Source organism: Ochrobactrum sp. P6BSIII, assembly GCF_014138065.1.
Taxonomy (GTDB): domain Bacteria; phylum Pseudomonadota; class Alphaproteobacteria; order Rhizobiales; family Rhizobiaceae; genus Brucella.
On the sequence record NZ_JACGXB010000023.1, the window covers coordinates 30,160 to 42,009 of the forward strand.

Here is an 11,850-nt window from a genome sequence, read left to right on the forward strand (position 1 = left end):
GAGGCCCCCTGATGGCAACGACTGATCTTGAGCGTCTTGTTGTACAGCTATCGGCTGATTACAAGAAGTTCGAAAACTCGATGAACCGTGCGAATGGCGTCATGGCTCGTCAGATGCGACAAATGGAGCGCACCACGTCGGCGTCGGTCAAGCGTATCAATGCCAGCCTTGGGGGCATTGGCGGCAATACGGGAAACCTCGCAAAAGGTCTTCTTGCTGGCTTCACCCTTCAGGGCGCACAGCAGATCATCGACGCCGGGACCAAGATTACCAACAGCCTGAAAGTGGCAGGTCTTGAAGGCGACAACCTAAAGAAGACTTATGAGGCGCTTTTTCAGTCAGCGCAGAAGAATGGCGCTGAAATCGGCACTCTGGCGACAGTTTATGGCCGGGTTGCCATTGTACAGAACCAGCTGGGCATTTCGAACGAACAGCTTCTTGGTTTTACCGATAACCTTGCAGCCTCTCTGAAGGCCCAAGGGATCAGCGCCGCCGAAGCGGCAGGTCCGATGCTCCAGCTTGCTCAGGCGCTTGGTACGGGCATCGTCAGGGCGGAAGAATACAATTCCATCCAAGAAGGTATGCCGGTTGTCCTTCGCGCTGTAGCGGCTGGCTTGAAGGAAGCGGGCGGCGATGTCGCAGCCCTGACCAACCTCGTCAAGAACGGGGAAGTGTCATCAAAGGCATTCTTTGCGGCATTTGAGGCAGGTGCACCAGTAATTCAGGACTTGGCGTCCAAGACCACGCCAACGCTCTCAAATGAATTCACCAAGCTTTATAATATCTTGGTCGATACCGCTGTAAAGTTTAACGAAAATGCCAACGTAGCCGAGCAAATGAAGCCGGTCTTTGCGGATTTGGCATCTCTTATCCGGGACATCGGCAATGCGTTTAATGAAGCCATCGGATGGGCCAATAATTTCGGAGAAGCGCTCAACAACATAAACAGCGCTGCAACCGAATTTGGTACATGGCTTGGTGAGAAAACCGGCCTGCGCAATGTCGGCAGGATGTTTGAAGATGCGGCAGCAGAGGTTGTTGACTTTAACAAGCAGGCTGAAGTCTCGGCCAATGCGGCCAAACGCATCAATGAGGCATTCGGCCCTTTAACCACTGCGAAGGGCGACCGCGTAACCGCTAAGCCTGCCGAGCCGATCAAACCAGTTTCGCTTGCTGACTATGCCGTACCGGCCAAGGCGTCCAAGGCAAAGGCGGCAGGGTCCGGTTCCAAAACGCACCAGAAGACTGCTGACCAACAGATCGATGACGATGTACGTGCAATTCAGGACAGAATTGCCGCCATGCAGCTTGAAACGCAACTGGTCGGGAAATCGTATCAGGAGCAGGAAAAGCGGCGCATGTCGCTGGAATTGGAGCAGCAGGCACTAGCCAAGCTGCGCGATGAGGCGATTAAGAAGGGTCAGACTGACCTTTCGAACATCAAGCTTTCAGAAGATCAGCGCGCCAAGATTGATCAGGTTTCTGATGCCTATGCACGGCAGGCCGATGAGCTTCGTCGGGTACAGGAGCAGCAGGATAGAGCGGATCAGGCCGCAAGTGAGTTCTACGACACGTTCAAGTCGAGCATGTCAGGGGCCATTCGTGGGGCGGAGAGCTTCAGCGATGCGCTTTCAAACATTCTCGACAAGCTCGCAGACATGCTTCTGAACGCCGCTTTCGATGCTCTGTTCAAGCCATCGACTGGCGGAACCGGCGGCGGCCTGTTCGGGAGCCTGTTCAGTGGATTGGGGAGCCTTATCCCCGGCTTCGCCAAAGGAACGAACTCCGCGCCACGTGGCTTGGCCGTCGTGGGAGAGAACGGGCCTGAGTTGGTCCGGTTCAGTGGTGGCGAGCAGGTCATCCCGAACAATAAGCTCCGCGCTCCGATGATGCCTAACCTCCGATCTGGTGTTTCCAGTAGCGGCGGGTCGTTCACGTTCGCTCCCCAGATTGACGCTCGCGGTGCTGACACCGCGGCGGTGGCACGGCTTGAACAGGTTGTCGCCAAGCAACAGGCCGAGTTCAGCGGGCGCGTTGTGGAGACCATGAGACAGGCGAAATCAACCCGCAACTGGAGGGGTGGCTAAGTGGCGATCACGTACCCATACGACATCCTTTCAGACTTTCCGGGTTGGTCTGCCGATTTTGATCTGGCTTACCGGCAGGAAACGAGCCGAACGGCTATCGGTCAGACCTTCGTCAAGGACTTCGGTTCGCCACTCTGGACGGCTTCATACCAATCCCGATCTATGCGCCCGAATGAATTGGACGCTTGGCGCGCGCGGTTGAAGGCGCTGGAAGGAGGGCTGCAACAGTTCCGGGGCAGACCGACAAGTCGGTGTTATCCGATTGCCTATCCGAACGGTACCGGCATGGGCAGCGTATCGGCGGTAACGGTCGGCTCCATCTCCACGGATCGAAAGACGGTAGGCTTATCCGGCCTTCCGGCTGGGTACGTTGCCAGCGTTGGCGATTACATCCAAATCGGCGGTAACAACCTTCACCAGATTGTCAACGTGTCGGGAACGTCGGTCGAAGTCAGGCCGCACCTCTGGCCGGTCTCGGCAGTCGGTGACGCTGTGACGCTGGCTAAGCCGTCATGCCTGATGACCATTGTGCCGGGGTCGATCAATACCACGGCTGAATTGTCTACCGGGCGAGGGGTGATCACTTTTCAGGGTTTTGAGAGCCGATGAGAAACCTTTCACCTGAAAACTACGCGGCTCTGCAAGCTCGCCAACTGGTGGCGCGGGACTTCCTATGGCTGGTAGCGCGTGACCGGGTGACCGGAGCAAACTTCTCCTACGGCTTCTGGTCAGATGTTGGCGATGTGCAAGCGCCGATGCTTAATCCGAATACCGGCCTTGCAGAGACACGCAACTTCGAAGGTTCCGGCACACTGATTTCGATCAGCGATATTCCGGGTGTCGCCAATCTGACAGTTCAGACGATCTCGGTTGTGATGAACCAGATTGACGCGGCGGTCGAAAACATCGTTCGCGGCTATGATCTGAAGCAAGGGCAGGTCGAGGTTTACCGTGGCTTGTTCTCGCCGCTCACTCGTCAACTGGTCGCGCCTGCGGTCAATCGCTTCATCGGCTTTGTTGATGAAATCGAGATCAAGACCCCGAAGGAAGGCGAGGAGGGCAGTGTAACGCTCACCTGTGCCAGCCACAGCCACGAATTTACCCGGTACAATCCGAGCACCCGGTCACACGAGGATCAGAAACTCCGCGACCCTTCCGATGACTTCTTCGTGGATGCATCGACAGTTGGAGAGTGGGAACACTTCTGGGGGCAGAAGGCAGGCAAGGTAGCGACAGCAGCAGCACAGCGTATCGGTGCCAATGTCAGGGCAGCCAACCAATGATCCGGCAGGCTATCGCTTCGGATCGGCTGGCTATCCTGTCGATGGTGAAGCGCTTCCATGCTGAAAGCGGCGCCGGTCTGGCATTCAGTCCAGCGCTGGCTATGCAGACCATCGACCGGGTTCTTGCGGATGAAAACTCACTCGCTCTCGTCCTTGAACTTGACGGCAGCCTGCGAGGCATCTTCGCCGCGATCATTCAGCAGCATTTCTTCAGCCTAGAGCTTTGCGCGCAAGAACTCGTCTGGTGGGTCGATCCTGCTTATCGGGGCCGAGGCGCTGTGAAGATGCTTGCCGAATATGAGGCGTGGGCACGGTCAAAGGGCTGTCAGGCGATCAATATGGTTGGCCTGGGCGGCGATCCGGTCACGACCCGGCTTTACGAGCGCCATGGCTTCACGGCGCAGGAACGACACTTTTTGAAACGGCTCTAGCCGCTCTCCGAGGACATCAATGGCTGTTTTTACTGGCTTGTCCACAATCGTGGGCGGGCTGCTTTCGTCTACCTTTTTGTCAGGTGCACTTGGTGGTGCGCTGTTGCGCATCGCTGTTGGCGTCGGCCTTTCACTGGCCGCTCGCGCTCTGTCTGGAGAAAAGACACCGGAAGCAGGCGGCGTCAACGGCAAGCTTCAGGCTGGTGGCGACGTTGCGCGATCGGTTGTGTTCGGGCGCACCTGCACGGCTGGTTCATTGGTCTATGCCAATACCTGGGGCGAAGAGAACGGTACGCCAAACGCCTATTTCACGCAGGTCATCGTTCTGGCCGATCACCCGATCAGCAGCCTAACCGGCCTGTGGGTGAACGGTGATGCTGTCACCATCGACACCAGCATTACGACTTCGGAAAAAGGCTATCCGGTCACCGAGTACACGACTGGCGGCGATGACCATCATCTTTGGATCAGATGGTATGACGGCACCCAGACGGCAGCCGATCCGTTACTGGTCAACAAGGTATCTAGCAGCAAACGACCTTATGGGAGCACTCGCGTTGGCAAGGGCGTAGCCTACGCCGTTATCACTGCACAGGTCGATCCTGAACTTTTCACCGGGTTTCCGTCCTTCAAGTTCGAAATTCAGGGCCGCAAGCTCTACGACATCTCGAAAGACAGCACGGCAGGCGGATCGGGTACGCATCGCTGGAGCACCCCGTCAACGTGGGGCGGTGATGGCGACGATCTGCTTGCAGTTCAGGTCTACAACGTCCTTCGCGGGATTATTGAGCAAAACAAGTGGCTATACGGCCTACAGACGGTCACCAGTGCGCGTTTGCCTGCCGCTGACTGGATTGCCCAGATCAACAAGTGCCGCTTGCCGGTGCAAGGCCCTGACGGTCTGGAGCCGCAATTCGTAACTGGCGGTGAGATCACAGTTGATACGACGATTGGCGATGCGACCGATAAGCTCCTGACCGGCGGCAATGCGCGCCTGATCGAGAGCGCCGGTATCTATAAAATCCGTGTCGGTGAGCCTGATGCGCCGGTGGCCTTCTTCACCGATGATGAAATTCTCTCGACAGAGGAACAGACGTTTACGCCGTTCTTTGGCCTGTCGGAAACCGTCAACGGCATCACGGCGACCTATCCAGAGCCGAACGAAGGCTGGAACACCAAGGCCGCGCCGCCGCTCCATAACGCCACATATGAGGTCGAGGACGGCAATAGACGCCTGTTGACCGATGTGCCGATGGATTATGTCTATCGGTCTGGTCAGGTACAGCGCCTGATGAAAGCAGCCTTGAATGAGGCTCGCCGCGCCCGTCGTCACACGTTCGTCCTGCCACCGGCTTACTGGACGCTGGAACCGGGCGATGTGATTTCTTGGACATCGGAGCGTAACGGCTACGTTAACAAGCTGATGCGCGTTGATGGCGTGACGGACAAGGCCAATCTTGATGTCGTGGTGGACCTGACGGAAGTCGATCCATCCGATTACGATTGGGACCCGGATACCGATTACACGCCGCCGGTCTTCGCACCGATTGGCACGATCCGCCCGACGCCACAGCCGATTGTCGATTTCGGAGCACTGCCAGCGGTTGCTCAGGACGATAACGGTAACAATCGACGTTGCGCGATCCTGTTAATTTGGGACGGGGATCAGCCAGATGTTGACCTAGTCAAGTTCGAAGTCCGATTGGCTTCGTCTCTTGCCGTGGTTTACGTCGGTAGAAATGACCGAGTAAAAGAAGGGTCGATGCTGATCGCACCTGGAACGCTGCTGCCAAACACTGGGTATCAGGTGCGAGCACAGTATGCGACTTATTCCGGAAACAGGCCCTTTGATTGGTCCGATTGGATACCCGTTACCACGCTGGATATCCGGCTTGGCCCGCTCGACATCTACCCAATCGACATCGATCAGTTGAATGAGGACATCCAGCGCAATTGGGAATGGATTGGCGACAGCTTCCGATATGTTCAGGAAGAGCTTGACCGTATCGGCGCGATGGCGACCGAGCAGGACAGCGCCAACTATTTCGATAAGCAGACGTTGCGCAGGGAACTGTCCGTATCGGCGCAAGGGCTGACAGCTTCGTATACCGAAGCCATCGCTGTAGCTGTTGGTCCCGGTTCGGCAATCGTCACCCGGATTGAGAGCCTTGAAGCTGTCGTCAACGACCCGGTAACGGGCTTGGAAGCGACCGCGAGCGCTGTTGATCTTTTGCAGGTGCAGATTAACGATCCCGGAACTGGACTTGTCGCCACGGCTAACGCTGTGACAGGCCTGACGGCAACCGTGGGCAACTTCTCGGCTTCAGGACTGTTCCGCACCACAGTGCAAGCAACGCCATCTGGCGCTCTGGCTCGTATCGGTTTGAGTGTGGCTGCAACAGGAGGCGGGTCCACGTCATCGGCAGCGATCTTTCTGGACGCGATGACAGGTGGTCAATCCCGTGTCGTCATCAATGCAGATCAGTTCATCGTCACCAATGGCACGAACAGCCAGGCCCCGCTCACATTCATATCCGGCGGCTTGGCCCTTCAGGTCGCAAATATCGGTGATGTGACGGCGGGCATTCTTCGTTCACCTGACAATCAGGTCGTGTTCAATCTGGCAGCAAAGACGCTGATCTTTAGCGATAATACGTGAGGAACGATGGCTCAGCGTGTTCTAATCGATGGAAATGCGGCTCGGCTTATCACAAGTAAGCCGGGCTTCAATGCCTCAGCTTCGTTAGTTGACACGAACAAGACGTTTGACAGCAACTGGTTTTTTGGCGGCGGGATTAAATGGCACCTCACAGTTGACAGTATGACTGCTTCGTCCGTCTCGTTCCCGTATGCGCTGAACTACATACCTTCTGTGGTTGGTGTGAAGGTCTATAATTACGGATCAGACGCGACCAATGATGATCGGACTTCTATGGAACTATCGGGTGTGGCCGTTCCTAGCAATGCAGCCTTCATTAACTTGGGTGCGGGTACGTGGAGTGGGGCAACGCCGACCCGCATTTCAACGTCAGGCATCACAAACATACCGATGTATACGACTTCTGCGTATGCGCATGTCTCGCATTTTCTGGTGATGGAAGCATGACGACGCGCATCTTTATGGGGTATCAGAATGGAAACGCCACGCTGCGCGTTTCCCCTTCTGGCGTCGATGCCTCTACACGTGGCAACCCGATGGTTTTCTCATCGGATAATGACTATTTGCGGGTACATGTCAGATCGGCTGCGGCAGGCGTCAACATGACCAGGCACAGCGCTACGGGGGCTGGTGGACGGTATCGGTATTCGTACTATACAACGTTCCCAGACTTAGGATATCAGCCCTTCATCTTCTACACGATCTGCATAGACAGTGAAGGTAGCCTGAATAACCGCGTAATCTATCCGTGGGATGAGGGCGGATGGACCGCTCGTTATCCGTTTTCTATGCAAGCTGCTGTCACCAGTAATGCTTTATGGGTAGGTGGGACCGGGCAGAACTTCGCACAAGACTTGAAGGTCAAGTTCATCATCTTCAAAAACAGGCTTAGGTGACCATGCCCCAGCGGATCAAGATCACCACGAGCGGCATTTATGTTTCCAAGCCGGGGTTCGACGTAGACACGGCATCACAAGAAAACCTGTCGATGTATCCGGGCATGGAGCCGATGCGCCCGCTTGGAAACGGCACGGCAACGTTCACGGGCAGCGGCAGCCAAGACTTCGCCATCAGCAACCCGACCGGCGCTATTCCTTACGTGGTGATGCGCTCCTCTGAAAGCACATATCCGGGGCGGATCACTTTCGGTGCCGAGATGTGGGAGCCGTACACAACCGTTCGCATCCGTAATTTTGACGGCGTGGCCAGAACCATCACCTGGTACGTGCTTCTTTAAACCCAAGGACAATCAGTCATGACCGACACGACGGTGAATGAACCGGCGAAGCCTTCGCACGTGCAAATCGATCCGATGGCGGCGGCAAGCGAGGCTATGGCGCTGAATGAGTTCTACCGCCAAAGAGCGCTTCTCTTGGCCAATCAGATCGCAACGCTAACGCGCCAATTGGAAGCTGCTCACGCGGCAACCGTAGAGGCTGAAAACGCCAAGGAAATAACCGACCGCGAACTCGATGGCCTGCGCGCCGAACGAGAAGTGATTTTTGCCGATCTGTCTGCGGCTAATCAGAAGGCTTTTGACTTGTCAGAAGAGAACGATCGTCTCCGGACCATGCTTCCCGCTGTGGACGATACGGAGGAGGGTGAAGACTGATGGCAATACGCCCCGATTACACGATTGGAACGCTCTCGCTTACGTCTGGCAGTGCAAACTTCACCACGAGCGGCTCAGCGCTCCAAACTGCCGCCGTGCAGGCAGGTGACGAAATCATCACGCGATCCGGTGACGTCCTCATCATCGCTACAATCACAGGTCAGAACTCCGGAACTCTCTATCAGAACTGCCCAGCATCAGCGGCAGGCGCGGGCCAGCCCCTTCGCATTCGCTTTCAGCCAGATGGCAGCCGATATCAAGGCGCGGTTCGTGATCTGATTGAGAAGTTGGCGAGCGGGAACGTTGATGCATTAGCTGGAATTGACGGCGCGACCAAGACGCTACCGTACTTTACCGGTGCTGGCACGATGGATGCTTTATCAGGGGATGCTAACTCCGTACCGATCTTCACAGATACAGGTATGGACACCCTTCCGCTTTCCCAAAGCGCGCTGAATGTAATCTCTCGCATTGAGGACAGGTCGATTTTCATCCTCGTTACAGGGCAGTCAAACGCTACCTTGGAGCGGTCTTATTCATGGGCGGTGCCAAACAATCTTCTTATCTGGAACTATAATAAAACCCAGGGGAATATAGGAACAGCCTTTGTAAAACCAGCCGGAAATATAATGAGCCTAGCACTCGGCATCGGAAAACGCTTGGCCGAACAGAACCCAGAAAAACAGGTCTATGTTGTTAACATCGCTCTTTCTGGTAATACAATCGACGGGTGGTTACCCGGTGCACCAGAAGGCAAGGATGTCTATGCTGACATCGTTCTAAACATTCCTCCGGCTTTAGCTGCGGCTGGCAGAACTAGCATTGATAGTTATTGGTGGTGGCAAGGCGAGAGTGACAGAGGTCTTCGACCGGCATACCCTGCGAAATTCGAGCAGATGATCACCAGAATGCGCACCAACTCATGGTTTCCGCAGTCTGTCACAACAACAGTTTTCGGCACCGTTAATGGGACCATATCCGGCGATTTAACTTACGGATACATGAACATGACGTTGCAAGGGGTCGTCAATGCTGACCCACAACGCCGAAAATATGTCTATACGGCGACTATCCCGGCCTCGTACTGGATGGACACGCCAACCGTTCATATGAATGGAGCCGGATATGAACTGGCGGGCGCACTTGGTGTTGATGCTTTTAATGGCAAAACGAACGGCATTCAACAACAGTTTGTCTTCGATATGGAAGCGGGACAAATCTATGTCGATGAAGTTCTTTTCACGCCGGTGTTAGTCGGGACCACTACGGCTGGGACGGGCACATATACAACTCAGGTTGGCAGATGCTGGAAGGTCGGAAGGCGGGTCGATTTCCAGATTGAACTTACATGGACGGCCCACACAGGCACGGGGCGAATGCAGATTAATGGCCTGCCCTACCCAGCGTATGGCACGTGGGCAACGAATGTGTTCTTCTCGAACCTAACATATGCTGGGCAAGTAGGTTGCCGCGTACAGGGTTCCGTCACCCCTGCAATCCAAGTAGTACAGGCTGAGAGCGGTTCAGCATTCGTGGTTGTACCAATGGACACGGCGGCATCTCTTACGATTTGCGGCGTCTACTACACACCGTGATTACCACGACATCCGGTCTACAAGAAGATCGTTCTCCTCTTCAGGGGTATAGGTTTTCTTATAGACCCATTCTCCTGAAACAGGGTCTTTTCGTCGCAAAACTGTCTCCAGCCACGACGTATCATGAATATATCCGGGGGTGGGGACGGACTTCCATGCGAAGTGCCGCTCCCACGGGTCTTGCCCTTTTTTAAGTTCTAACCGCGGAAAAGAGAACACACTTAAGAATTTGTTGTTAAGGAAGTTCAACACAGCCTCGCCCAAATAAATTGCCCGATGAATTCATACAACTGGAAATGAACGTTAGCAAGATTGGTTGCTGACATCCTGCCGCCCACTGAGGCGGCTTTTTCTTTGCCGAAAGGACATCACCTTGGATATGCACCTTGGCGATACCCGCCTCTTGATTGAGGAGGGTCGAAAGCATGGCTTATTGCGCAATCAGATGGCGTATGTGTTGGCCACGGCGTTTCACGAGACGGCACATACGATGAAGCCGATCAATGAGAAGGGCGGGGAGAAGTATCTCCGCTCGAAAAAATACTGGCCGTTCTTCGGTCGCGGGTACGTTCAGATCACCTGGCGCGATAACTACGAACGGGCAGGTAAAATCCTTGGCGTCGATTTCGTCAAAAGCCCGGAGCTTCTTCTCAAGCCTGAATATGCCGCACCGATCATCATCATCGGTATGTCTGAGGGCTGGTTCACCGGCAAGAAGCTTTCCGATTACATCACCTTGCAGAAGTCCGACTTCAAGAACGCGCGCCGGATCGTCAATGGTATGGACAAGGCAGAACTGATCGCTGGTTACGCCAAGGAATATGACAAGGCACTACTGACCGAGGGATACGGTGTTGAGCAGATTGTGACCGCACCGGCTGCCGAAGTGGTTCCCGCTCCTGTTGAGGAAAAGCCCATCTCGAAATCGTCTCGCTTCTGGACATGGTTTGGATCGGGCGGCGGTGCGGCAGTCATGCCGTTTGTGGACTGGAAAGTGCAGTTGGTCATCGTGGCGGCGATTATCCTCATAGCTGGGTACGCTATTTTCACCATGCCTCAGGCGAGGGCCAAGCTTGAAAAGCTGGTTGACACGATATGACCGCGATCTGGGCACTTATCCCCTCATGGCTGAAATACTCGCTCGCTGCCCTTGTGGTGGCGTTTCTGCTTCTGGCGGGTGGATACGCCGCCGGAACCATCAAAGAGCGTCAGCGGGCCGCTGTGGCGGCGGCAGAGGCGACAGCTAAGGCCATAGAAAAAAGGGCGAACATCGATGAAAAGATTATCGGTATGGATGCTGCTGCTCTCTGCCTTGAGCTTGGCGGGGTGCCAGAGCAATGCAACGAACTGCGCCGGGTGGAAGCAGATCAGCCTTAAACCGGCGACGGCTATCTATCTCGTGGGGAACGATATACCGGCTGGGCAGGGGATCGCTTCTCACAATGCATTCGGAAAATCGCGGGGCTGTTGGTGATGGAGGAAAATCCCATGAGCGACCGTCAAGTGATGGGAATGAACATTGATATGAAAATGAGCCTTGGCAACATCATTACCATTCTCACCGTCGTTGTCGGGATTTCAGTTTCATATGCAGTTATTCGGGAAGGCGTAGACCGGACCAAGATCGATGTCACAAAGCTGGAAACTCGTATTGATCGGCTGGAAACCCAGAACGGCGATGTGCGCGACCGAATGACGCGCATGGAAGTCACCTTGCAGAACATGGCGATTAATATCGACCGGGTGGCGCGTTTTGTGGATAGCACCGAGCAGCGGAGCAACCAGCCAAGGTAGTGACTACTCCTCCGGGTCCGTGCCCGTCTCGCCCTTCTGAATAGCCTTGGCTGCCTCCAGGATGGCATTCGCGGCTTCGATCCTATCCCACCCTGCGGCTTCTGCATCATCCAAGGCAATGATAAGTCTGGCAGCCACATCTTCCTGACAGTCAATTTCACGGTCTGGATATTCACCGGGTCTCTTTGGTCCGTTCATTCTTTCCTCCCTGATTGTCTTAGAGAGGTAGGGCGCTAGGGAAATCAATCCAGATGTGATTTATGGTAAGGGCATGGGCCGGGATTATTCAATGATTTCAACGGCACGTCTTCAGCGTCCAATTAGGGCGCTATGGCAATAAAATTACGTTAAAACAACAACTTAAGTATTTTCACCCTAATTCGTGCCAG

At 55.0% G+C, this 11,850-nt stretch carries 14 protein-coding genes; 13 read left to right on the forward strand and 1 reads right to left on the reverse strand.

Annotated elements, in window-relative coordinates; all coding sequences use genetic code 11:
- Positions 1-11 precede the first annotated feature (11 nt).
- The 13 genes from FHW00_RS22740 to FHW00_RS22800 all read left to right on the forward strand — a co-directional run bounded on the left by FHW00_RS22740 (position 12) and on the right by FHW00_RS22800 (position 11,461).
- Positions 12-2,087 (forward strand): tape measure protein, encoded by a 2,076-nt coding sequence (locus FHW00_RS22740; RefSeq protein WP_078337237.1) that lies wholly within the window; start codon positions 12-14, stop codon positions 2,085-2,087.
- A complete protein-coding gene (locus tag FHW00_RS22745; RefSeq protein WP_078337236.1) occupies positions 2,088-2,696 on the forward strand; it encodes a hypothetical protein in 609 nt (202 codons plus the stop codon).
- Positions 2,693-3,370, forward strand: coding sequence for a hypothetical protein (locus tag FHW00_RS22750; protein WP_078337235.1), 678 nt, complete (start codon positions 2,693-2,695; stop codon positions 3,368-3,370). Before FHW00_RS22745 ends, FHW00_RS22750 begins: the two co-directional genes overlap by 4 nt.
- Positions 3,367-3,801, forward strand: a complete 435-nt coding sequence (locus tag FHW00_RS22755) for a GNAT family N-acetyltransferase (protein ID WP_078337234.1) — start codon at positions 3,367-3,369, stop codon at positions 3,799-3,801. The genes FHW00_RS22750 and FHW00_RS22755 overlap by 4 nt, the downstream gene beginning before the upstream one ends.
- A 19-nt stretch (positions 3,802-3,820) precedes the next feature.
- Complete coding sequence (locus tag FHW00_RS22760; protein ID WP_078337233.1) at positions 3,821-6,460, forward strand: phage tail protein; 2,640 nt, start codon at positions 3,821-3,823, stop codon at positions 6,458-6,460.
- Between the two features lie 6 nt (positions 6,461-6,466).
- Positions 6,467-6,907, forward strand: coding sequence for a hypothetical protein (locus tag FHW00_RS22765; protein WP_078337232.1), 441 nt, complete (start codon positions 6,467-6,469; stop codon positions 6,905-6,907).
- Complete coding sequence (locus tag FHW00_RS22770; RefSeq protein ID WP_078337231.1) at positions 6,904-7,356, forward strand: hypothetical protein; 453 nt, start codon at positions 6,904-6,906, stop codon at positions 7,354-7,356. The genes FHW00_RS22765 and FHW00_RS22770 overlap by 4 nt, the downstream gene beginning before the upstream one ends.
- Positions 7,357-7,358: 2 nt before the next feature.
- A complete protein-coding gene (locus FHW00_RS22775) occupies positions 7,359-7,697 on the forward strand; it encodes a hypothetical protein (RefSeq protein WP_078337230.1) in 339 nt (112 codons plus the stop codon).
- An 18-nt stretch (positions 7,698-7,715) separates the two neighbouring features.
- Complete coding sequence (locus FHW00_RS22780; RefSeq protein ID WP_139364325.1) at positions 7,716-8,072, forward strand: hypothetical protein; 357 nt, start codon at positions 7,716-7,718, stop codon at positions 8,070-8,072.
- Positions 8,072-9,667 carry a sialate O-acetylesterase gene (locus tag FHW00_RS22785; protein WP_078337229.1) on the forward strand — a complete coding sequence of 532 codons (1,596 nt, stop codon included), beginning with the start codon at positions 8,072-8,074 and terminating at the stop codon, positions 9,665-9,667. Before FHW00_RS22780 ends, FHW00_RS22785 begins: the two co-directional genes overlap by 1 nt.
- A 445-nt stretch (positions 9,668-10,112) precedes the next feature.
- Positions 10,113-10,766 carry a glycoside hydrolase family 19 protein gene (locus tag FHW00_RS22790; RefSeq protein WP_445557868.1) on the forward strand — a complete coding sequence of 218 codons (654 nt, stop codon included), beginning with the start codon at positions 10,113-10,115 and terminating at the stop codon, positions 10,764-10,766.
- Positions 10,763-11,044, forward strand: coding sequence for a hypothetical protein (locus FHW00_RS22795; RefSeq protein ID WP_078337226.1), 282 nt, complete (start codon positions 10,763-10,765; stop codon positions 11,042-11,044). The genes FHW00_RS22790 and FHW00_RS22795 overlap by 4 nt, the downstream gene beginning before the upstream one ends.
- A 111-nt stretch (positions 11,045-11,155) precedes the next feature.
- Complete coding sequence (locus FHW00_RS22800) at positions 11,156-11,461, forward strand: hypothetical protein (protein WP_139364324.1); 306 nt, start codon at positions 11,156-11,158, stop codon at positions 11,459-11,461.
- A gap of 3 nt (positions 11,462-11,464) precedes the next feature.
- Here FHW00_RS22800 and FHW00_RS22805 read toward each other — a convergent pair whose 3' ends face one another.
- Entirely contained in the window at positions 11,465-11,659 is a 195-nt protein-coding gene (locus FHW00_RS22805) for a hypothetical protein (protein ID WP_078337224.1), read from the reverse strand.
- Between the last annotated feature and the right edge of the window lie 191 nt (positions 11,660-11,850).

Excerpts from the sequence above, each read along its gene's own strand:
- FHW00_RS22740 (WP_078337237.1), top strand. The coding sequence starts at position 12 with ATGGCAACGACTGATCTTGAGCGTCTTGTTGTACAGCTATCGGCTGAT.
- FHW00_RS22750 (WP_078337235.1), top strand. The coding sequence starts at position 2,693 with ATGAGAAACCTTTCACCTGAAAACTACGCGGCTCTGCAAGCTCGCCAA.
- FHW00_RS22755 (WP_078337234.1), top strand. The coding sequence starts at position 3,367 with ATGATCCGGCAGGCTATCGCTTCGGATCGGCTGGCTATCCTGTCGATG.
- FHW00_RS22760 (WP_078337233.1), top strand. The coding sequence starts at position 3,821 with ATGGCTGTTTTTACTGGCTTGTCCACAATCGTGGGCGGGCTGCTTTCG.
- FHW00_RS22765 (WP_078337232.1), top strand. The coding sequence starts at position 6,467 with ATGGCTCAGCGTGTTCTAATCGATGGAAATGCGGCTCGGCTTATCACA.
- FHW00_RS22770 (WP_078337231.1), top strand. The coding sequence starts at position 6,904 with ATGACGACGCGCATCTTTATGGGGTATCAGAATGGAAACGCCACGCTG.
- FHW00_RS22775 (WP_078337230.1), top strand. The coding sequence starts at position 7,359 with ATGCCCCAGCGGATCAAGATCACCACGAGCGGCATTTATGTTTCCAAG.
- FHW00_RS22780 (WP_139364325.1), top strand. The coding sequence starts at position 7,716 with ATGACCGACACGACGGTGAATGAACCGGCGAAGCCTTCGCACGTGCAA.
- FHW00_RS22785 (WP_078337229.1), top strand. The coding sequence starts at position 8,072 with ATGGCAATACGCCCCGATTACACGATTGGAACGCTCTCGCTTACGTCT.
- FHW00_RS22790 (WP_445557868.1), top strand. The coding sequence starts at position 10,113 with ATGGCGTATGTGTTGGCCACGGCGTTTCACGAGACGGCACATACGATG.
- FHW00_RS22795 (WP_078337226.1), top strand. The coding sequence starts at position 10,763 with ATGACCGCGATCTGGGCACTTATCCCCTCATGGCTGAAATACTCGCTC.
- FHW00_RS22800 (WP_139364324.1), top strand. The coding sequence starts at position 11,156 with ATGAGCGACCGTCAAGTGATGGGAATGAACATTGATATGAAAATGAGC.
- FHW00_RS22805 (WP_078337224.1), bottom strand. The coding sequence starts at position 11,659 with ATGAACGGACCAAAGAGACCCGGTGAATATCCAGACCGTGAAATTGAC.